Consider the following 21,364-nt stretch of genomic DNA (forward strand, 5'->3'; position numbering starts at 1 on the left):
TTTTCCCAGCGTTTTCCCCGCGCGGAAGTCTCGGGCCCAAGCCCACGTACACAAAGGTTTGCTGGCTTTTTCGATATTGCTTGCCAGTGAGTTTTCCCACCAGTGAAGTTCATCGTGAATCAACAGACCCGCACACGCGGGAAAGGAAACCACGATGAAAGCACCATACTCACCTCCGTTTGCCGCGACACTTCCCGAGGTTCTCACCACGGACGAGGCTGCCGCTGCGCTCAACCGCAAGCCGCAGACGCTCCGAAAATGGGCATGTCTTGAAAACGGGCCCATCCGTCCAGTTCGCATCAACGGCCGCCTTGCGTGGCGCGTCGCTGAACTGCAGGCGCTGCTGGATGGAGGGGCGGCATGAGCGATCGCTACTGCGTGTTCGGCGAGTGCACCGACGGTCTTTGGGACGACGAGCACATTGTCTCCCTCTCGGCGCTGACGCTTTATTTCGATAACAACCTGCACGATCTGATGCGTGCGCTCGAATTCGACGCAAAATTCGTCAAAAGCCCGTTCAATTTTCGTTGGCTGCACCGCGCCATCACGTTGCCCGGTGAGCCGGCTATGTGCGCGGTGATTCCGCTTGCCCGCAACGTTACGCCCGCCGAATACCAGCGCCTCTCTCCGCGCGTTGCCAGCCTGTTCGGCCCGCGCCTCCGCCCCGTTTTCATGGCGCACACTGCAGTGTTGCGTGTCCCGGGGAAAGGCTGCACTTCTGGCTTCTACGAGACGCTGAACAGAACGAGGAAGGAACTGGATCCCGACTTCTACCTGGCCCGCGCTGCGGAATAGTAATAAAGCCCCCGGCAGTCCATGACGGACACCGGGAATATTAGGATTTCTAAGAAATTATGGAAGATATCCAACTTCCGCAGCTCCGTCCTGCGCTGGTCGAACGTCCGGTGCTGGTATCGTTCGGTCAGGGCGACCGTGGCGCAATCACCAAAAGAGAAACTCTTGATTTCGCCGGCCTGACTTCGCTTATCTCGAGGCCGAAGCAAAATTCCATGCTGCACAGTGACTTCATGGCGCTGCGTTCGGCGGCGAGGAACCAAGTGAAGGCGCGCGATCCTTTCGTTGCGTTCGCTTCGTTCAAGGGCAACAAGCGCGACGGTGCATCCTTCGAATATGCATCGGCCCTCGCGTTCGACTTCGACCACGACACGGCAGGATTGTTCGCCGCGCTTCTTCGAGGCGATGTGCTCGCCCCATTCACCTATTTGTGGCATACGACGCGGTCCCATACGCCTGAGAAACCGCGTATCCGCGTAATTGTTCCGTCCCGGCGTGACGTTTCGCGTGCCGAACATCGCTCGCTGATCCAGACGATTGCATCCTTTTTTCCCGCGGCACTCGATCGTGGTTCACTCGAAGCGGAACGGATCATGTACCGGCCTGTGCAAAATAAGCAGGCTGAGTTTGAGTGTGGCCTGCATCAAGGTGATGGCTACCTGAATCCGGACGACTACTTGGCGGAGGCTGTTTCTGGACAAATGACGCACGGCGAACAGTCGCGAGTGCGCTCGACGCCGACGGTCGCGGACGATGAGTTCGCGGTACTGACCTTTGCTGAGCCGCCGCTCCGCGGTGTCACGCTGGAAGTGGCGCGGGCACACCTCGCAGACCTTGATCCGGATCTTCCCGAGCCCGAGTGGCTGAATGTATTGCGCGGCATGCATCACCAAGGGACGGGTCTCGGGCAGTCCGACGCATGGCTTGAAGCCGTCACCGAATGGAGCTCGCGCGGCGAGAAATATGAAGACGGCGTCGTTGATGAAAAATGGGATCGTCTCACGCGCTCGCCCAGTGTGCGGCCGGTAACGTTTGCTACCGTCATCGAGATGGCGAAAAAGGCGCGTATCGCGTGGAAGCGTCAGCGCGTCACTCACTGGCTGGAGCAGATCCAGGCGACCGACGACGAGGGGCAGTTGCGTGACACGCTGCCCCAACTGATCCGGAGCGACACCGCCGTCGATCAGCTCGCGCGCAAACGACTGGTCCCGGCACTTCATGCACGGCTGCAGGAAGTAACGGGTCTAAGTTTCCAAATTGAAGAGGTGCGCGGCCTGCTCGCGCCGGCCGTGACGCAGGACGCCGACGCTGCGCCCGCCTGGGTGCATGAGTACGTGTACGTGACCGACGACGACGTCTACTTCAATAAGAGGACCAAGGCGAGGCTCAGCCACCGCGCGTTCAACGTCACGCACAACCGCGACATGCCGAAGAACGATTCCGGATATCCGGTTAGACAGGCGGCCGATGCCGTTGCCGCTAAATGGAATCTTGAAGTTGTTCGCCGCATCGGCTACCACCCGCAGATGGGCGACGTTTTCCAGGTAAATGGCGTGCCCCATGTTAATCGCTATGATCCTGCTTCCGTGCCGTCCATGCCTGATGTGCTAATGGCGGACCAGCAGGCCGCAGTGGAGGCAGTGAAAGCCCACATCGCCAACATCCTGCAGGACAAGCGCGAGCAGCAACTGCTCATGTCCTGGCTGGCGTTTGTCGTGCAAAATCCCGGGAAAAAAATTCGCTGGGCGCCATACCTGTGTGGACCGGAGGGCGACGGCAAGAGCTTTTTTCTGGAATTACTCGGCTTGGTGATGGGCTCCGCCAACGTGCGCTCCCTCAACGGTCATACCCTGGAGGCAAGTCCGTTTACCGACTGGGCCGTAGGCCAATGTGTCACAGCTATCGAGGAGATGAAACTGCACGGGCACAACAGATTCGACGCGAGCAATAAGCTCAAGCCGTTTATTACGAATGAGAGCATTGACGTACACCCAAAGGGCAAACAGACCTACCAGGCGGTGAATACTACCCAGTACATCATCTTTTCGAACTATCTTGACGGCGTGCCGATCACGGACACCGACCGGCGCTATATGTTTCTGCGGTCGCGCTTCGGCGCTGCGTCGCTTCAGCAGTTCAAGGCGGAGAACCCAGACTGGTATTCCAACCTGTTCAACGCCATTCGCACGCACCCGGAAGCGATGCGTTTCTGGCTGATGCACTTCGCTGATTTCCATGCGGATTTCAAGCCCGACGGCAGCGCGCCGCTAACCGCCATGCGCGAGATAGTGATCGACATGTCGCGAACCGAGGTGGACGCCGCCTGCCAGGAGGTGCTGACGGACAAAGCCCCTGGGGTGACGCAATTGTGGATTGCCTCGACCTGTTTCGTGGACGCGATCAAGGCGAAGCTCGGGCCGGACAGCCAACTGGTGCGGCGGAAACTCGCGGCAATTGCGTCGCAGTTCCTAACCGACAATGGGTATGTCCGCATGGGCGACGAGCGCCACCGGGTAGGTCCGACCCGCGAACCGTCGTACTTCTGGCGGCACGAATCGCTGTGCGAGCCTCCTTCGAACTGGTGGGAAATGGCCGAGCCGATCCTCGCCGCGTCGTTCTGCCAGGGGGCGACACAGGACTATCTGGACTGAATCGCCCGTGCTAGCTCTCGAATAGGGAGCTAGCACGGTGGCTAGCAAGATGGCTAGCACGGCAGCTAGCACACCCATGGAACCGCGTATTCGTAACGTTCTGCGTGATTGTTGTGCTAGGTCTAAGTGTTAATGTGGTTGTTGCACATGAGCAACGCAGCGCGTACGCATATGCATTTTTTCTTTGGGGTGAAGGAGCGATCACCCGTAGCACAGCCCACCTAGCACAGCTCACCTACCAAGGGGCTTTTTCACACATCTGGAAAAGCGGCGCGGCGGCTGGATGCCTACCTGCCCACGTGAGCATTGAGGCAGCCCGACGAGCAGGGTAATTTGATGGGCGGCTCGCATTCGCTGTCAGAGGGTCGAACGCGCATACAGGTATCGCGCGCGCAGGTAGTCGACGCGCAGGAGTGGCTTGGCTGCAAATACGGCTCGTGTTAACGCTCTTCGTTATGTCACTGACTTTGAACTACACGCCGTCGCCGATGTAGTCGGCAATTGACTCTTGATTCCAGCGTTGGCTGCCGATTTTTCGGGCCGACTAAAGCGCCGCTAGGTTCCTGAATCGCACGTCGATGCTGTCACGAAAGCCACTTCGTCGGATTGGACACCTGTGGTTGCGTCGTCAGCGGGATGAGCCGGATGCGCTTCCAGCATGGATGGGCAAGCTCTGTCGGAGCGGTGTTTCCGCATTCCTCGCAACGGTGTTACCGGCCTATAGCCTCGAAGCCTGCGCGTCATCCCCAGCATGACTAGGCGCGGTGGCTGAGGCGAAGTCAAGGCGGGCTGGGCGGTCGCACTTGGCGCGGCCTTTCCCCGGGCGACCCATCCATCAGGACCGCGCGCGCCCGATTGCTGCTGGCAACAGGGGGCAGGTGAACACCCATGGCGAAGTGCTTCCGGGCGTTGTGTCCGTGAGCGTCGTTAGTTACCGCGGAGTACCGAGTGATGGGTTTCGCAACGGCTGCCGGCCGGAGGGGGCATTGAACCGCGACTCTCCGGTACAATCCGCTCCGACATGGACTCTGAACTGCCGGCGCGGGAAGTCCGCTGCGACAAAACCCGCGCCCTCAAACAGGCGGTGAGGCAGGAATTGCTTTCCGGCAAATCGAGGCTCTTATGAAGATCTCTACCATCCTTGACCACATAGACAGCGGCCACATGGCGTTGCCCGAATTCCAGCGCGGCTACGTCTGGAATGGCGATCAGGTGCGTGGGCTGTTCGATTCGCTCTACCGCCGTCACCCCGTTGGTGGCCTGCTGGTCTGGGCTACCGAATCAACGACCGCCACCCATAGGGGAGACGGTCCGCTGGCGGCGGGGGTGGTGAAGCTTCTGCTAGACGGCCAGCAGCGTATGACCTCGCTCTACGGCGTCGTGCGTGGCAAGCCGCCCAAATTCTTCGACGGCAACGCGAAGGCTTTCACCGGCCTGCGCTTCCACCTCGACAGCGAGACGTTCGAGTTCTACCAGCCGGTCAAGATGAAGGACGATTCGCTGTGGATCGACGTGACCGAACTGATGAAGAAAGGCACGGCGGGGCTCGGTGAATATGTCACCCGACTGGCGACTCAGCCGTCGCTTGCCGCCAAGGTTGGTGACTACGCGGGCCGCCTGAGCCGCCTGCTCGGGATCACTGACGTCGACTTGCATATCGAGGAGGTTACCGGCGCGGACAAATCGCTGGATGTGGTGGTGGACATTTTCAATCGAGTCAATAGTGGCGGCACCAAGCTCTCGAAAGGTGATCTTGCATTGGCCAAGATCTGCGCGGAGTGGCCCGATGGCCGCGACGCCATGAAGGCCAAGCTCAAAGAGTGGGTCGAAGCCGACTACCATTTTAATCTCGACTGGTTGCTGCGCTCGGTGAACACGGTGCTGACAGGCGAGGCCAAGTTCCAGTTCCTACATGAGAAGAGCGCCGCCGAAGTACAGGATGCTCTGATACGTACGACCAAGCACATCGACACTTGCCTCAATCTGATCGGCGGACGTCTCGGGCTCGACCACGACCAGGTGTTCTTTGGTCGCTTCGGCGTACCGGTGATGGCGCGCTACCTCGATCAGCGGCAGGCGAATAAAACCGGTCCGATGGACGTTAAGGAACGCGACAAGCTGCTCTTCTGGTACGTGCAGGCGGCGATGTGGGGACGCTTTTCGGGATCGACTGAGTCGTTCATCGACCAAGACCTCGCTGCCTTGGAAGGCGAGGACGGCGGCCTCGACAAACTGCTGGAACAGTTGCGGTTGTGGCATGGTGGACTGCGGGCGGAGGCCGGACACTTCACCGGATGGAGTCTTGGAGCGCGCTTCTACCCGGTTCTCTATCTGCTGACACGGATGGGCGCCGCCCGGGACTGGGGCACGGGACTTCCGCTAAAGGCGAGCCTTCTTGGCAAGATGAGCCGGCTGGAAGTACATCATATCTTCCCCAAAGCCCAGCTCTACAGACGCAACTACAGACGCCCCGAAGTTAATGCGCTGGCCAACTTCTGCTTTCTGACCAAGGACACGAACCTCAGCATCAGCGACCGATTGCCGCAAGACTACTTCCCTGAGGTCGACGCAGCGCATCCTGGCGTACTGGCCTCTCAATGGATTCCGACCGATCCGGCGCTGTGGAAAATCGAGCGGTTCCGCGACTTCTTGGAGGTGCGCAAGGAATTGCTCGCGGCAGAACTCAACCGGCGCATGGAAGGACTTCTCCACGGTGATGATCGTTGGTTGGCCACCGCTGCAGCGCCCACTTTGCCTGTTGGTATGGTTGTCAGCGGTATCTCCAGTGAGGAAGAAGAGGCTGAACTTGAGGCCTTGAACAGCTGGGTGGAATCCGAAGGGCTGCCGCGAGGCATTCTTGGTTACGACTTTGCCGACCCGGCAACCGGCGAGCAGAAAGCCGTGTTCGACCTAGTTTGGCCGAACGGCATTCAGGAGGAGCTGAGCCAACCGGTCGCAGTGCTGCTCAACGAAGACGCGGCGGTCATCACCCTCGCAAGTCAGGCGGGGTACCGTTGCTTTACCGACTCGAAGTCCTTCCGTCGCTATGTGACCGCGGAAGTTCTGGCGGCCGGCACCCATGCCTGAGCAACCTCGCTTAGAACGTAAGGCACAGAATCGCGCTTGCCGCGTTAGCCGTGAAGGCGGTGTTCGAAAACGAACGATTCCGTACCCCGCCATAGAAGGGGGTACGAAAATTAGGAGTTGAGGTTTTGGAACATTGCCTATTATTCGTACATGGTATTTGTACATCGCCATCCTATCTTGAGGCGTCGCCATGTCCCGCGTATTCGCATACTGCCGCGTTAGCACACCCGACCAATCGACTGAGAATCAACGCCGTGAGATCGAGATGGCCGGTTTCGCAGTTGATAAACGTCGCATCGTCGAAGAGTGTATCAGCGGGTCGGTAGCGGCCGTGCAGCGCCTTGGCTTCACGAGGCTACTTGATCGGCTCGAAGCAGGGGACACGCTTGTTGTAACGAAGCTCGATCGCCTCGGACGAAATGCAATGGACGTGCGTGAAACCGTCGAGCGATTGACCGAAATCGAAGTGCGCGTGCATTGCCTAGCGCTCGGAGGCATCGATCTAACTAGCTCGGCAGGCAAGATGACAATGCAAGTGTTGTGCGCTGTCGCTGAATTCGAACGCGACCTGTTGATAGAACGCACGCAAAGCGGTCTTGCACGTGCGAAGGCTGAGGGGAAGTCACTCGGTCGCAAGCCGACACTGACGTCAACGCAACAGACCGAGGCTCGAGCGCGCTTGGCGGAGGGTGTATCGGTAGCGCAACTGGCTCGCGACTACAAGACAACGCGGCAGACGATCATGCGAGTGCGAGCTCGGGCTGAGGCCAGAAATGAGGATGAGATGACATAGGGGCCGCGATTCTGTGTAGGCCAGTGTGTGCTCGACCATGACTCGAACTAACAATACGGAGGGTGGCGCAAATAATCCACAAACGCACTTTTTCTGCCGGTGGCGGTCACGCCACAGCTTCCATCGCTAAAAGCGCAGTTGCCACGTCGATCTCACCGGCAATTGCGAGTCGCGAAGCGACTTTCATCTGGCCGACCTTATGAATTGGCGTTTGATCACCATCTGACGGTCCATTGTCGTTAATTTTCGGCCCCCGGCATACCCGCTTTGTTTTTCGAAACGGGTCCCATCGGGAGCGAACACGCAGATAGGGACAATCAATTAAAAATTCTTGGGCAACGTAAATCGGGGCCGGCATGCGACTTGGGGCTGGCTTGCGCTGGTGAACCGCAAGTAGAGTCCATGCGGTAGCGTTGTTCTCGGACGGCCCATCAGCGATGGCTGCGGTCCTTTTTGGGGGCGGAGGCATGATCTTTTCGGGCAGGATTTTAACCTATCGCGTGGAACGATTAAGTAGCTTCGGCCTCTATGCCGTTGCAGGCAACGTGATTCCTTGGTGTCGAGCCGGTATATCTGACCTTCCCGATCTCGCCGAGCCGCCGCGTTTTCAATCACCGGCTTTGGTGCGGCAACCGGGGTTCTCCAGCCGATCGCCCACACTACCGGCCGTTCTGCACGAAGCCTGTTCAAACCTAGGCGAATTTGCCGTATCCTTCCAAAGTTTGCTACGAAGAATGAATATTTCGTTCCGACTGGGAAGGACCCAATGTGCGACGACGCTGACGAGTAATTGACTTTAGAAAAAGCGGCTGCTCATCTGAAGGTCGGCAAACGGGACGCTCTTTGCATAGCGGAATCCAAGAAAATACCGGGCTCCAAGGTTGGCGAAACCCAGCGGTTTTAGTGAGCCGATATTGGGCAGCAGCAACGATTTGGCTGGCGCGAAAAGGAAGACCAAAAGACAAGGGGCGTCGCCATGGGCGAAGAAGCTGCACCTTGGAGTGACGCATGATTGATCTTGAAAAACTACTTAGGCTTCGCATCGTTGTGGGGCGCTTCGGGGAACTCGACAACGCCGGCTGGTGGAACACCAAGGGCCAGATGGGAAGACTTGGCGCTACAGTGCTGCGACGCGGATTTCCTCGCACATATCGCTTCGCACAAGCGCGTTCGGTCTTCGCCGTTGCCGCTCAGCGGTGCGACGAGGTGTTCAACCCGCCCGGCTGCGTGACGCTCTGGAAACTGCCCGAGGCCGTCGAGGAGGACTTCGACGCACGTTGGGAGTATTGGCTTGATCATGCAAGCGACTGGAATTCATTCTTCGAGCGGATCGAGACGTTGGGCAGCACGGATCTGGTCGAGATATTCCGTAGTCTCGAACTGGTGACTGAGGCCGAACTTGATGCCTATGCGCGGCTGCGCCGCTCGGCAGAAGGACGTGCCGTACCGCTGCCCGATGTCCGTGGTAACGCTAATGCGGTTATTGCGATGCTTGCTCTCGGCTTTGCGCGGGGCGAGCCGGGAGCTCTCGCGGTCCCATATATCAAGTGGGCCGACACATGACGACGAGCTCCCGCGCGAATGTCGCATCCTCATTTACCGTTATTAAAGGCGCGATGATTGACGAAACCTACTCCATTTTTTCGGAGTGGGACTTCGAGTGGTCGAAGCGCGAGAATCTCGATCGTCTACGGCAGGATAACTTCATCGGTGCGAGCAGCGCAACTTGGCTGCGCGACGTCGCTAAGGTGCTCAATCGCCGCTTCGACCCTGAGGGGCGTGACCGTCCCTTGGTCCTGCTCGCGCAGCATGGGTTGCCGGTCGAAGAGTGGAAACCGTTGCTCCTCTGGCATATGACGCGCGACGAGTTCTTGGTCCGCGACTTCCTCGAGACATGGCTTTTCGATGCGTACGATGTCGGCACGTTCCGCGTTTGCAGCGAGGATGTCGAGGAATACCTAGGCAGCATCGCCGAGCGTGGCGCAACCACCGAGCACACCTGGTCTCAGCAAACAACGAAGCGCGTCGCTGCGGGTCTACTCAAAATCGCTGTCGACTTCGGTCTTTTACGTGGCTCCGGCAATAAGGAGTTCGCGTCATTCCACCTGCCGGAGAAAAGCTTTCTGTACCTGCTCCATGCGATGCGCGAGGAGCAACTGAGCCCAAGCAAGGTCATCGCGTCGCGCGATTGGCGGCTCTTTCTGATGCATCCCGCCGACGTCGAGCAAGAGCTCCTACGACTCCACCAATACCGCAAGCTCGGATACCACGTGGCCGGCAGTCTCGTGCAGTTGGATCTCCCCTGCACGAGTTCTTACAAATACGCAGAGAGGATGGTTGCATGAGCGACTTCGCACACCGCATCAAGCAGAACCTCGAGCCCGTCCTCGAACTACCCGATCCACGGCAGCGTATCAGCGCGTATCACGACATGCCATACGCGCTATTTCGCTATGATCCAGAGGACGAATTCGACCTGCGCAAGGAGGTGACCCTCCTAGAGACACGACTTTCCCAGAAGGGCAAGCGTGTGAAGCGCATCTCGCTCGCCGAGTGTCTCGATGAAGCGATGCGCTCGCAACGTCCGCTGGAGGAGTGGTTCGCTGCCGAGCGGGAACAGGGCGTCGAAACCATCGTCGAGACCGTTCACTCGGTGCTTTCGGAGTACTCGCCGCTTGTTGATCTTGTCAGCGCCTGCATGCCGGAGGAGCCCGACCCATTGCGGGACGTCGTGTTCATCATGCGCACCGGGGCGTTATTCCCCATGTATCGAACCTTCTCGCTGCTCGAGCAGCTTAAGGGCCGCGTTCACGTTCCGACCGTTCTTTTCTATCCGGGCGACTTCGATGGCGCGGCCGGCTTGCGGTTCATGGGCGTGCTCGACGCGGAGCACAACTATCGCCCGAAGATCTTTTGAAGACTACCGATGATGACGACGCCCACGCTTATCAAGACGCTCTTCGCCAACGACATTCACCGTCGCATCGAAGAAGTCATCAAGGTCGACCAGACCAATGAAGAGATCATCCGCGACGAGATTGACGAGTACGTTGTAACGGACGCGATCCGCTCGCACTACACGGCCATCTTCGACGCCTACCGCGAGACGCCGAACAAGCCGCATGAGGGCATCGCCATATGGGTATCAGGCTTCTTCGGCTCCGGTAAGTCGAGCTTCGCCAAGATGCTTGGGCTTTCCATCGGGAACCGTACCGTGGCGGGCGAGTCCGCCGCCGAGCGCTTCGCCGAGCGCGCCGGCGACATGAAGCTCTCGGTTCTGCTGCAGGCCATCAACGAGAAGATCCCCACTCATGCTGTCATCTTTGACGTCTCGACGGACCGGGGTATTCGCAGCGGCAACCAGACTCTTACCGAGATCATGTATGGGCTCTTCCTGCAGAGCTTAGGCTATGCGAAGGATCTCGACCTTTCGGAGCTCGAGATTGGACTCGAGGAGAAGGGGCAGCTCGACCGCTTCGAGGAAGAATACAAGCAGCTCTTCAAAAAGGACTGGTCTGCTGAGAAGGGAAAGGTGGCCTTCGCACTTTCCGAGGCGAGCCGCGTGATCCACAGCCTTGATCCCAATACGTACCCGATGGCCGACTCCTGGGTGAAGGCAGTCAAGAACAAGGCCGACATTACGCCGGGTAAGCTCGCCGAGCGCGTGGGTGAGCTAATGAAGCGTCGCAAGCCGGGACTCTCGCTGATGTTCGTTGTCGACGAAGTTGGACAGTTCGTCGCGCGAGACGTCCAGAAGATGCTGGACTTGCAAGCCGTTGTGCAAAGCCTCGGCGTGAAGGGCCGAGGCAGGCACTGGGTCGTCGTCACCTCCCAGGAGAAGCTCGGCGAGCTTGTCAGCGGTCTCGACGACAAGAAGATCGAGCTGGCGCGGTTGATGGACCGGTTCCCGCTACAGGTCCACCTCGAACCGTCGGACATCTCCGAGGTCACCAGTCGCCGCGTTCTTTCGAAGAACGCAGCCGCTCAGACAGCGTTAGGAAAACTCTTCGACGGGCATCGTGGCCGGCTCATCGAACACACACGGCTAACCGCGGACGTCAAGCTTCCGGAGCTATCGCGCGAGACCTTCATCGACCTATACCCGCTGTTGCCGTTCCAGATTGACCTCATCATCCAGGTCGTCTCGGGTTTGCGCACGCAGGGCGGAGGGAGCAAGCACGTCGGCGGCGCAAACCGCACCATCATCAAGCTAGCGCAACAGCTTCTCGTCAACCCGGCCGTGAACCTCGCCGACCATCAGCTCGGCGACCTTGTGCGTCTCGACCATGTCTACGACCTCGTTGAGGGGAACATCGGCTCGGAGGTCCGCGCTAAGATCGTCGCCATCTCGAAGGAGCTGAGCCACCCACTCGCGCAGCCGGTCGCGAAAGTGATCTGCCTGCTTCAGTACGTGAAGAGCGTACACCGCAGCGCCGAGAACATTGCAGCCGCGCTCCACCCGAGCGTCGACGGCGATTCCCAGCTCGCATCGGTGAAGGAGGCACTTCGAGAGCTCGTGGCGACTCACAAGGTTCGCCAAGGCGACGACGGCTATCGCATCCCGACGCCCGCCGAAGATGACTGGGAGCGACTGCGCAACGGCATCAGCCCGAAGCCGGGTGATTCGCACCGTCTTTACTCCGAGGTGCTGTCTGCATTCTGGCAGCCCCAGCCGTCGCACACCCTCTTCGACACAAAGACCTTCAAGGCGGGCTTGGCGATCCACGGCCGTGAGGTCACGGGTGGCGACATGATGTTCCAGGCGTACCTAGCCGAGGACGGAAAGGACTTCGACGCGCTCGCCGCCGATCTGCGCACGCGCAGTCAGCAGGAGCGCAAGCATGTTTTCTGGGCTGTCGGCCTAAGCGATGCCATCGACCGGGAGACCGTCGAGCTGTTCCGCTCCAAGGAGATGCTTGCCCGCAAGGAGCGCGAGCCTAGGGGCGAGGACACGCCCGCGCTAATTGCCGAGGAGCGCGTTCGTCTGCGGCGCCACAGTGACGAGCTTCGTCGCCTTCTGCGCGCCGCGTGCCTATCCGGCCGCATCTACTTCCGCGGCAACGACCGCAGTCCTGGGGATCTTGCCGCGGATGTAGGCAAGACCGCCGCCGAGGTGCTTGGTCAGGTGCTACCTGAGGTCTTCGATCGCTTCAAGGAGGCTGCAGCCCGTGCGGCAGACGTCAAGAAGGGAACCGACGCCCTCTTCGTTGCCGAGAACCTCCAGGGGCTCCCGAGCGTGTTCGGCAGCATCGGTGTCCTGCGTGACGAGAAGGGCAAAACAGTTTTCCGTACAGAAAGCGGCCTGCTGAAAGAAGTGCTCGACCGCATCGAGGAGCGCGCCAACTACGGCGATACGGCGAGCGGCCGCTACCTGTCCGACGAGTTCGCCAAAGAGCCTTTCGGCTGGGACTTCGAGGTCGTGCGTCTTTTGGTGCTTTCGTTGCTCCGCGCCGGGAAGATCGAAGCGACGAGCAAGGGACAAACGATCGATACCGTCACCGGGGTAGAGGCGCGCGAAACCTTCTCAAACAACAACCTGTTCCGCCAGGCGTCGTTCCGGCCGAAGAAGGGTATCGAATTCGAGGAGCTCGTAAAAGCCTCGGAGGCCTTCCGCGACACCTTCGGTAGCGAGGTGAAGGAGTTAAACGCCGGCGCAATAGTTGCGGAGCTTCGTAAGGAGGTTGCGCGCAACGAGGACTCGGTCTCTGCAGCGCTCGCAACGCTGAACAGCAATCGCTTGCCAGGACGGGTGATGCTAGACGATGCCATCGGGCAAATGAAGGCCATCCTCCGGGGCTCAGAGGACAACGCCATCGCGACCTTCAACACGAGCCATCGCGCTATCAAAGACGCTGTCAAGCGCGCTGTCGAGCTTGAGCAAGTGCTTTCCGAGCCGCGCCTTCACGATCTCGAACGCGCGCGCAACGCTCAAGGCGAGCTTTGGAAGTTTCTAAGCCGAGAGTCCGACATCTCGGAAGGGTTGCGCACTCGCGCGTCGTCGCTCGAAGATCTCCTCGCGCGTGAAACGTTCTTCAGGGAATTGCCATCGATCGACCAGCACACCAAAGCGATTGAAACCGAGTACGGTCAACGCTTCAACGAGGCACTCGATGCCCGCATTGCTGCCTACTCGAAGGCATTCGACAAGCTAGTCAAGGTGCCGGGCTGGACAGAGATCGACGAAGAACAGCGGCGTCGTATCGCGGAGCCTTTCGAGCGTGGGCAAAAACGCGATCCCGAAGACGTGCCTATTCCGCAGCTTCGAGCAGATCGCGATGCCTGTGAGGGGCGTCTTCGCGCGGCCACCGCGGAGCTGCGGCACATCATTGATGGCGAGCGCGTCGTAACGGTGAGCGTCGGAAGCTATTTCGCGGAAGGAATAGAGACTGAGGATCAGCTCGAGGCTGCGCTGGACGGTATTCGAGAGGAGTGTTCCCGCCTAATCGGTGCCGGCAAGAAAGTCATTGTCCAGTAGGGACCGACATGACGATCTCTGACGACACCATCAAGAAGGCTGTTCAACGCTACCTCCGCGAGTATGACCGTTACCTCAAGCTCGCGGCGCGCGTTGCCGAGATTTGCCGGTCCGAAATCGTTGAGGGGAATGCCATCCGTGCTCAGGTGACATCCCGGGCCAAAAGCCCGAAGAGCCTCGAAGGTAAGCTGCGACGCTTTGCTGCCAACAGCAAGAAGTCGATTCCGGACGTTGACGCCGTGTTCGAGCAGATTCGTGACCTTGCCGCGGTGAGAATTGCGACCTATGAGCAGCGCCACGAGGAGCAGGTCGTAGAGCTGGTCTGCCGTCGGTTCGGCGATGCTGGTGGTCAGCGGCCGCCCCATGAACGAAAGGACAAGAATCGCGACAACCCCGACAACTTCTACCGCGCGAGCCACATCGAGGTGTACCTGACCAAGACTGACGGCGTTGGAACATATGCGAATGTTATGGACGTCCCATGTGAGGTGCAGGTCTGCAGCATGATGGCTCACGTCTGGAACGAGATTGAACACGATCTTGGGTACAAGCCGGCCGCTGGCACGCTTTCAGAGCAGGAACGTAATTTCCTAGTCATGCTTGGCCAATCGGTGCGCATGGGCGATGGCACGATATCGAGCCTATTTGCCGAAACCGAACGACGGCAGCGGGAACAAGGCGGTACGTTCAGCGACGTATACGACTTCGTCGCGCGCCTGCGCAACTGGTTTCCGGGAATAGAGTTTGCCCGCAACGCTGGGGCACTTTTTGAATCATTCTTGCCTATCCGTTTACTGAGCCCCGACAGCATCCGGAAGCTTCTCGATCTGCCCGAGCCGATGACGGATTCTGCACAAGCGGCGCTTGATTCGTTCGCGCAGCGACTGGACGCACAAGGATCGACACGGTTCACACTTGATCGCAACTCATCAGATGTTCTGCTGGTGCTACTGCTGCCAAAGATCGGCAAGCATCTTCGGACGCCACTCAATGATGCTCCGACAGAGGGCGTCGCAAGAGTGCAATGGTTCGCCGAGCAATTCGTGGACTTGACTGCTGCGCCAACAGTGGGCGGATCAGAGACAGTGGAACCCTGACATGGATAAGGACACACGCAACGCCATCGAACGCGCGACCCAGCGAGCGCGGAAGCTCCTCGAGGAGGACTTCGCAGCGCAGCTCGAGGGCGAGTTCGATGTGCACCGAGACGGTACTGTTGCCGCAAAGGCCGGCGAGCATCTCTCGGTCCGCCAAGCTTTCCAGCGTGAACGCATAGTCGCCGCCATCGAGCACAAGCGTGCCGCCGGCATGGGGACTGCGGACTCGGTCGTCGACTATTTGCGCGATGCCGCCTTTACTACATTCAATCGCTTCGTCGCACTCAAGATGCTGGAAGCACGCGAGCTCGTGCAGGAATGCGTCACGAAGGGCGAACAGTCCGCCGGTTACCGCGAGTTTTGCGGCATGGCCCCAGGCCTATCGCTCATCCCGGACAGCACCGGCTACCGGATCTACATCGAGTCGCTGTTTGACGAGTTGTCGACCGAGGTGAAGGTCCTGTTCGACCGGCGAGACCATTCCAGTGTGCTCTGGTTGAAGCGAGCGACGTTCGAGCAGCTTCTCGAAATCCTGAATGCCACCGAGCTTGCTGGCGTTTGGGGGGAGGACGAGACCCTTGGCTGGGTCTACCAATTCTTCAATGGCCAGGACGAGCGAAAGAAGATGCGCGAGGAGAGCCAAGCGCCTCGCAACACCCGCGAGCTCGCCGTTCGCAACCAATTCTTCACACCACGCTATGTCGTCCAGTTCTTGACCGACAACACGCTCGGCCGCATTTGGTACGAGATGCGCGGCACGGATACCGTGCTCGCCCATCGGTGCGAGTACATGGTCCGCAAACCCGGCGAAGAGTTTGCGCTGCGCACGAAGAAGGACCCGCGCGAGCTTCGTGTGCTCGATCCGGCATGTGGCAGCGGACACTTTCTCCTCTACACCTTCGACCTGCTGCTTGCAATCTTCGAGGAGGCTCACGCCGATCCAGAAAGCCCGAAGAGCGAAGCCACGGGCAGGACGCTCGCGGAGGACTACCCTAGCCTCGAGGCGCTCCGCATGGCGGTTCCGGGCTTGATACTCGCGTACAACCTCTACGGTGTGGACATTGACCCGCGCTGCGCACAGATCGCTCAGCTCGCGCTGTGGATGCGGGCGCAGAAAGCCTACCGGGACTTCGGAGTCGGCCGTGCCGATCGCGCGCAGATCCGTCGCTCGAACATTGTCGTGGCTGAGCCGCTTGTCGCCGATGGCCAGGTCGCAGAGGAGTTTGTGGCCAAGCTAGCCGACGTCGAACTCGGGAGCGTATTCACCTCACTCGTCGAATCGCTAAACCTTGCCGGCGACATGGGGCTGCTCCTGCGCGTCGAGCGACTCGTCGCGCCCCAAGCCAAGCGCGACCATACTGGCGACCTCTTCGCTCCCCCGGAAGAGCGCATCCGTGCGGCCCTCGCTCGCTTCGTCAGTGACGGTGGTCCGCCCGCGAACACGCGACGGCGCCTCTTCACAGACGATGCCGCGCATGGCGTCGCCTTGCTGGGCGTGGCCGAAAAGAGGTTCGATGTCGTTCTGATGAATCCGCCCTTCGGAGACGGAAGCACGCGCGCAAAGAAGGAATTCGAGAAGGCGTACCCGATGACGAAGAACGACGTTTACGCCGCCTTCGTGGAACGAGGCATAGAAATGCTCTCATCGCGCGGGCGACTGGGTGCGATTACCTCGCGCACGGGCTTCTTCCTGTCGAGTTTTCAGAAGTGGCGGGAGGAAGTGCTCCTCAAGCGAGCCCCTCCGGCTGTCGTAGCCGATCTGGGATACGGCATCCTCGATAGCGCGATGGTGGAAACCGCTGCTTACTGTTTGGAGGCTTGCCAGTGACCGTGTTCATTCGTGCATTTGACGCCCCGGTCGACGGCAAACAGGCAGCGCTTCACGCAGCCATCGATGCCGTCCGTCAGGGACGCTCGGCTTCCTCGCACGCGGTGTTCGATGTTGAACATGACTCGTTCGCGGTCGTCCCGGGCAGCCCGTTCTCCTACTGGGTGAGTTCCTCGCTTCGGGAGGTATTTCTGACGATGCGACCGCTCGAAGCGGGGGACCGTTCTGTCAAGCAGGGACTCGCGACTGCTGATGACTTCAGGTTCGTCCGCGCGGTCTGGGAGGTCCCTGCTGCGCAATTGGGGCGGCGCTGGTTGAGCTTCGCTAAAGGCGGCGCGTACTCGCCGTTCTACGCAGACATCTATCTATGTGTGAACTGGGAGAGCGGTGGCTCGGAAATCATCACGTTCACAAAGCCGGGATCGGATCGTCCGGCCTCTCGTCCTCAGAACACTGGCTACTTTTCCCGGCCTGGGCTGACTTGGCCTTTGCGCACCCAACGCGGGTTTGGAGTTCGCGCCATGCCCGCCGGGTGCGCATTTGGTCACAAGGGGCCAGCCGCGTTTATCGAAGAGAATGACAGCGAGCACCTTCTTGCATTGCTTGCGATCATGACCAGTACCGCTTTCAAGGCACTGGTGGAAGTCCAGATGGCCTTCGGCTCATACGAGGTCGGCGTCGTTCAACGCACTCCGATCGCCGCTCTTGGCGACAAAGAGGTTTCGTCTCTCTCCAAGCTCGCGCGGCGCGCGTGGTCTCTTAAGCGCTCTCAAGATACAATGAGCGAGACTTCGCACGCTTTCATCCTTCCTTCAGTCCTGAACGAAAGAGTGGCTGGGATCGATAGGGATAGGGATCGCGATCGCGTTGAGCGCGACCTAGCGGCGATTCAGATGCAACTTGACGATGCGGCTTTCGCGCTCTACAGAATCACCGATAAGGATCGCGCTGCGATAGAGGTGTCGTTCGAACGCGTCCATCCACTCGAAGGCTCCGTTGATGCAGACAACGAAAACGAAGTCGACGAGGGCGACGTGAGCGAAAGCGCGAACGCGGACGCGGACGCGGACGCTCTGGCATCGTGGCTTTTCGGCGTTGCGTTCGCTCGTTTTGATCCGCGCGTCGCCACTGGCGAACGCGCGACTCCAGTCGAGCCCGACCCCTTTGATCCGCTGCCTGCTCGCTCACCGGGCATGTACCCGGAGGGCGATGAGCCTACCGCCCGTCCTGATGTGCTCGTCGACGACGAAGGTCACGCCGATGACTTCGCCACGCGTGTTCATGCCATCGCCGAGCGTGTTCGCGTCGACGTTCCTGAGAACCTCCGCGCCTGGTTCGCCAAGGAGTTCTTCCCCCTGCACATCAAGATGTACTCGAAGAGCCGTCGCAAGGCGCCAATCTACTGGCAGCTCGCGACTCCCTCCGCGGGCTACTCGGTCTGGCTGTACTTCCACACCTTCAGCAGGGATACGCTCTTTCGCGTTCAGAATGACTATGCCGCGCCGAAGCTTGCGCACGAGGAGCGGCGTCTCGAGTCGCTCATCAGCGAACTGCGTGACGGCGCGACCGCCGCGGAGCGAAAGGTACTCGCCGCACAGGAGGCCATGGTTGAGGAATTGCGCGCGTTCCTCGACGAGGTGAAGCGCGTCGCACCGTTGTGGAATCCGAATCTCGACGACGGAGTCATTCTCAACTTCGCGCCGCTCTGGCGACTCGTCCCCCAGAACAAGTCGTGGCAAAAAGAGCTCAAGTCCACCTGGGACGCGCTCTGCGAGGCCAAGTACGACTGGGCACATCTCGCGATGCATCTGTGGCCCGAACGCGTGGTGCCAAAGTGCTCGACGAACCGGAGCTTCGCCATCGCACACGGTCTCGAAGATGTGTTCTGGGTGGAAAGCGCCGACGGCAAGTGGAGCGCGCGCAAGACGCCCACGCGCACCGTAGACGAGCTCGTGCGCGAGCGAACCTCACCCGCGGTAAAGTCCGCGCTAAAGACCTTGCTCGAAGCACCGACTGCCAGCGGCAACGCCGGTCGCAGTCGTGGTGGACGCAGCAAGGGGCCTGTCGAGGGAGGAAACGCCTGATGCACCCGCTTCACGACTATATTGCGAAACAGCTTGCCGAGAAGCTCAAGTCCCGTCGTGTCGTCGTATGGTACGACGAGCGCAGCGAGTTCGAGGTCTTTATGGAGGAGGTACGTGGCGGTCCTCGCGGCGCGAGCGATCCCGCTCAGGTTGATGTCGGCGGCATAAAGGCGAGCCTTGCAGAGTACGCTGGGTCGATGTTCGAGCTGCGCGCAGTGATCGAGCCACACGTGAGCAGCGACGCTCCGGGCGCGGTCATCATCTACATGCCGAACGTCGCCCGTGACCGCCACGCATCCGTGTTGATGGAGTTGGAAAAGGCCGGCACGACGTGGGAGCCCCAGCTTAAGCAGCTTGCGAAGAATGTTCTCCTCCAGAAGTACACGCTTGGTGTTGTCGATGAGATGCTGCCATTTGACCGAAAGGTCTCCTATGAGGATCTTGCGCGTGCAGCGGCGGGAGACTCCGGCGCAGAGCCACCTTCGATACTGAAGGGCATCTTTTACGACACGAGCAGCAACGATGCCCTCCTGGCCGCATGGCTCGTGAGCGACGCGCGTGACGCAGAGATCGGCAGCAAAGAGGCAACGCAAGAGCTGGCGAAGCTCGTGAAGGCGCGTCTCGGACTCGATCTGCAACTTGGCGCGCCCCTCGCGAAACTGCGCGCCATCACGCTCCGCTACGTCCTCGCCGGGGAGTTTCGCCTCGACTTGGCGTGCGACGCGCCTGCCTGCCTCGACAGCGTTCCCAAGCCGGCATCAAAGGATGAGGAGTCTGCCGTGTGCGAGCTTGCGCGGCGTCTCCGCAACCGTTTTCCCGATGCATACGCGGCACTCGCCGATCGCGTCGAAGATGAACTGGGTCTGAGGAATGTGACGCTCCCTACCGGAGGGCTTGGAGCCATCGACACTTTCCGTTTCGAGGAGCGGGCCCTGCTTCGTCACGCGGGTGACCTGATCTTGAGCCGCAGGTTCGGAGAAGCGCTGGGACTTGTAATCGAGCGTGAACAGAGCTTCTGGCTTGACCGTGACGTCAGCAGGAAGGCCCAGTGGGAAGCCACGCGGCGGATCGCCGAGCTTGGTAACGTGGCGGTGGAAGTGCGAAACGCGGTCAGCAAGACATCGGGGGACGCGGCCGCGTGGCTGGACGCTTACACATCGAAGGATGGTTGGTTCCGGCTCGATCAGGCTCAACGTCGCATGGAAGTGTGGATCGCGAACCTTGACGAGGAGCCCGACGAGCGCCCGCTGGGAGTTGTTCGCCGCGCTTACGAGGACGCCTGCCACGCAATGGCTGTGGGTTTTACCAAGGCGCTCGTCAAGGCCGGGTGGACCGTCCCTGGTGCGCTTCACCAGACGCACATCTGGAGCGAAGTCGTGGCAGACAAGCCCAAGCCTGTCGCCTACATCCTCGTCGACGCCATGCGCTTCGAGATGGGTGTCGAGCTCGCCGAGCGTTTGCCGAAAAACTCCGAGGTTTCGGTTCGCGCGGCCATTGGTGCACTGCCCAGCATCACGCCTGTCGGCATGGCGGCGCTGCAGCCCGGCGCTTCGGCGAGCTTCTCCGTCATCGAGCAAGCAGGCAAGCTCGGTGTCCGCATCGATGACAGTTTCTTACCCGACCTCGCGAGTCGGAAGAAGCATGCTGCCGCGCGTGTGCCAAACCTAGTCGACATGGCGCTCGACGAGCTTCTGAGCCTTCAGGCTTCGAAGCTCGCAAAGAAGCTCGATGGCGCACGGGTAGTCGTCGTTCGCTCGCAGGAAATCGACCACGCAGGTGAAACGGGCTTCACCTTCCAGGCGCGCCAGGTGATGGACACTGTTATCGACAACCTCGCGCGCGCAATCAGTAAGCTCGCGGCTGCAGGAATCGAATACGCCGTGGTGAGCGCGGACCACGGCCATCTGTTTTTCGCGATCGACCGCGACGAGTCGATGCGCACAGACGCCCCCGGCGGTGACACCGTGGAGCTACACCGGCGGTGCTGGATTGGGCGGGGCGGTGCGACGCCGCCCGGCTGCGTGCGCGTATCGGCGTCCTCTCTCGGCTACGCCTCTGACCTGGAACTCGTGTTTCCTGCTGCGTCGGGTGTGTTCAAGGCGGGCGGCGACCTCGCGTTTCACCACGGCGGACCTTCGCTCCAGGAGATGGTCATCCCAGTTCTGACGGTGCGCACAAAACCCCGCGAGGTGGCTCGCCTCTCAGCGGACCCAATAGAAGCAATGGGCCTTCCGAATGTAGTGACAAACCGGATTTTCAGCGTCACATTTACCCACGGTGCCAAGCAGATGCTGCTCGGTGCCACAAGTATTCAAGTTCGGCCGCTGCTGATCGCGGCCGGCAGGCCGGTGGGGGCCGTCGGTATGGCGGTCGATGCGCCGTTTGACCGCGCTACAGGCATCGTGGAGCTGGAGCCCAACAAGCCGGTAACCATCGCATTCCTGCTGAGCGATGAGAATGCCGCCTCCTTGCGCGTCGTAGTGCAGGATCCGGCAACCGATGCAGAGCTTTACCGCTCGCCCACCGACATCCCGGTTCGACTTGGAGTGTAAGC

At 60.1% G+C, this 21,364-nt stretch carries 14 protein-coding genes; 13 read left to right on the forward strand and 1 reads right to left on the reverse strand.

Annotation, left to right across the window (positions count from 1 at the left end; all coding sequences use genetic code 11):
• Nucleotides 1-154 precede the first annotated feature (154 nt).
• The 5 genes from OKW40_RS17430 to OKW40_RS17450 all read left to right on the forward strand — a co-directional run bounded on the left by OKW40_RS17430 (nucleotide 155) and on the right by OKW40_RS17450 (nucleotide 7,326).
• On the forward strand, nucleotides 155-364 hold the full coding sequence (locus OKW40_RS17430; protein WP_429490674.1) for a helix-turn-helix domain-containing protein: 210 nt from the start codon (nucleotides 155-157) through the stop codon (nucleotides 362-364).
• Nucleotides 361-795, forward strand: coding sequence for a hypothetical protein (locus tag OKW40_RS17435; protein ID WP_429490676.1), 435 nt, complete (start codon nucleotides 361-363; stop codon nucleotides 793-795). The genes OKW40_RS17430 and OKW40_RS17435 overlap by 4 nt, the downstream gene beginning before the upstream one ends.
• A gap of 59 nt (nucleotides 796-854) precedes the next feature.
• Nucleotides 855-3,446, forward strand: coding sequence for a DUF5906 domain-containing protein (locus tag OKW40_RS17440; protein WP_429490677.1), 2,592 nt, complete (start codon nucleotides 855-857; stop codon nucleotides 3,444-3,446).
• Nucleotides 3,447-4,568: 1,122 nt separating this feature from the next.
• Complete coding sequence (locus OKW40_RS17445) at nucleotides 4,569-6,533, forward strand: GmrSD restriction endonuclease domain-containing protein (protein WP_429490679.1); 1,965 nt, start codon at nucleotides 4,569-4,571, stop codon at nucleotides 6,531-6,533.
• Nucleotides 6,534-6,723: 190 nt separating this feature from the next.
• Complete coding sequence (locus OKW40_RS17450) at nucleotides 6,724-7,326, forward strand: recombinase family protein (RefSeq protein WP_429490681.1); 603 nt, start codon at nucleotides 6,724-6,726, stop codon at nucleotides 7,324-7,326.
• Between the two features lie 106 nt (nucleotides 7,327-7,432).
• Here the strand turns inward: OKW40_RS17450 and OKW40_RS17455 are convergent, their stop codons facing one another.
• Entirely contained in the window at nucleotides 7,433-7,684 is a 252-nt protein-coding gene (locus OKW40_RS17455) for a hypothetical protein (RefSeq protein ID WP_429490683.1), read from the reverse strand.
• A 650-nt stretch (nucleotides 7,685-8,334) separates the two neighbouring features.
• On the opposite strand from OKW40_RS17455, the gene OKW40_RS17460 reads away from it, so the two are divergent.
• Genes OKW40_RS17460 through OKW40_RS17495 form a run of 8 tightly spaced genes read left to right on the forward strand, consistent with a single transcriptional unit; the run spans nucleotide 8,335 to nucleotide 21,362 of the window.
• The gene (locus OKW40_RS17460) at nucleotides 8,335-8,889 is read left to right on the forward strand and encodes a BrxE family protein (protein WP_429490684.1); all 555 of its coding nucleotides are present in this window, start codon (nucleotides 8,335-8,337) and stop codon (nucleotides 8,887-8,889) included.
• Nucleotides 8,886-9,671, forward strand: coding sequence for a BrxA family protein (locus OKW40_RS17465; RefSeq protein ID WP_429490686.1), 786 nt, complete (start codon nucleotides 8,886-8,888; stop codon nucleotides 9,669-9,671). Before OKW40_RS17460 ends, OKW40_RS17465 begins: the two co-directional genes overlap by 4 nt.
• Nucleotides 9,668-10,243, forward strand: coding sequence for a BREX protein BrxB domain-containing protein (locus OKW40_RS17470; RefSeq protein ID WP_429490688.1), 576 nt, complete (start codon nucleotides 9,668-9,670; stop codon nucleotides 10,241-10,243). The genes OKW40_RS17465 and OKW40_RS17470 overlap by 4 nt, the downstream gene beginning before the upstream one ends.
• A 9-nt stretch (nucleotides 10,244-10,252) precedes the next feature.
• Nucleotides 10,253-13,801 carry a BREX system P-loop protein BrxC gene (gene brxC / locus OKW40_RS17475; RefSeq protein WP_429490690.1) on the forward strand — a complete coding sequence of 1,183 codons (3,549 nt, stop codon included), beginning with the start codon at nucleotides 10,253-10,255 and terminating at the stop codon, nucleotides 13,799-13,801.
• Nucleotides 13,802-13,809: 8 nt separating this feature from the next.
• A complete protein-coding gene (locus tag OKW40_RS17480; RefSeq protein ID WP_429490693.1) occupies nucleotides 13,810-14,898 on the forward strand; it encodes a GTP pyrophosphokinase in 1,089 nt (362 codons plus the stop codon).
• 1 nt (nucleotide 14,899) lies between these two features.
• Nucleotides 14,900-16,726 carry an Eco57I restriction-modification methylase domain-containing protein gene (locus tag OKW40_RS17485; RefSeq protein ID WP_429490695.1) on the forward strand — a complete coding sequence of 609 codons (1,827 nt, stop codon included), beginning with the start codon at nucleotides 14,900-14,902 and terminating at the stop codon, nucleotides 16,724-16,726.
• A complete protein-coding gene (locus tag OKW40_RS17490; RefSeq protein WP_429490697.1) occupies nucleotides 16,723-18,810 on the forward strand; it encodes a hypothetical protein in 2,088 nt (695 codons plus the stop codon). Before OKW40_RS17485 ends, OKW40_RS17490 begins: the two co-directional genes overlap by 4 nt.
• On the forward strand, nucleotides 18,810-21,362 hold the full coding sequence (locus OKW40_RS17495) for a PglZ domain-containing protein (RefSeq protein ID WP_429490699.1): 2,553 nt from the start codon (nucleotides 18,810-18,812) through the stop codon (nucleotides 21,360-21,362). The genes OKW40_RS17490 and OKW40_RS17495 overlap by 1 nt, the downstream gene beginning before the upstream one ends.
• Nucleotides 21,363-21,364 lie beyond the last annotated feature (2 nt).

The organism is Paraburkholderia sp. RAU6.4a, assembly GCF_050435625.1.
GTDB classification, from domain to species: Bacteria; Pseudomonadota; Gammaproteobacteria; order Burkholderiales; family Burkholderiaceae; genus Paraburkholderia; species Paraburkholderia tuberum.

Coding starts and splice junctions, on each gene's coding strand:
- OKW40_RS17430 (WP_429490674.1), top strand. CDS start 155: ATGAAAGCACCATACTCACCTCCGTTTGCCGCGACACTTCCCGAGGTT.
- OKW40_RS17435 (WP_429490676.1), top strand. CDS start 361: ATGAGCGATCGCTACTGCGTGTTCGGCGAGTGCACCGACGGTCTTTGG.
- OKW40_RS17440 (WP_429490677.1), top strand. CDS start 855: ATGGAAGATATCCAACTTCCGCAGCTCCGTCCTGCGCTGGTCGAACGT.
- OKW40_RS17445 (WP_429490679.1), top strand. CDS start 4,569: ATGAAGATCTCTACCATCCTTGACCACATAGACAGCGGCCACATGGCG.
- OKW40_RS17450 (WP_429490681.1), top strand. CDS start 6,724: ATGTCCCGCGTATTCGCATACTGCCGCGTTAGCACACCCGACCAATCG.
- OKW40_RS17455 (WP_429490683.1), bottom strand. CDS start 7,684: ATGCCGGCCCCGATTTACGTTGCCCAAGAATTTTTAATTGATTGTCCC.
- OKW40_RS17460 (WP_429490684.1), top strand. CDS start 8,335: ATGATTGATCTTGAAAAACTACTTAGGCTTCGCATCGTTGTGGGGCGC.
- OKW40_RS17465 (WP_429490686.1), top strand. CDS start 8,886: ATGACGACGAGCTCCCGCGCGAATGTCGCATCCTCATTTACCGTTATT.
- OKW40_RS17470 (WP_429490688.1), top strand. CDS start 9,668: ATGAGCGACTTCGCACACCGCATCAAGCAGAACCTCGAGCCCGTCCTC.
- brxC (WP_429490690.1), top strand. CDS start 10,253: ATGATGACGACGCCCACGCTTATCAAGACGCTCTTCGCCAACGACATT.
- OKW40_RS17480 (WP_429490693.1), top strand. CDS start 13,810: ATGACGATCTCTGACGACACCATCAAGAAGGCTGTTCAACGCTACCTC.
- OKW40_RS17485 (WP_429490695.1), top strand. CDS start 14,900: ATGGATAAGGACACACGCAACGCCATCGAACGCGCGACCCAGCGAGCG.
- OKW40_RS17495 (WP_429490699.1), top strand. CDS start 18,810: ATGCACCCGCTTCACGACTATATTGCGAAACAGCTTGCCGAGAAGCTC.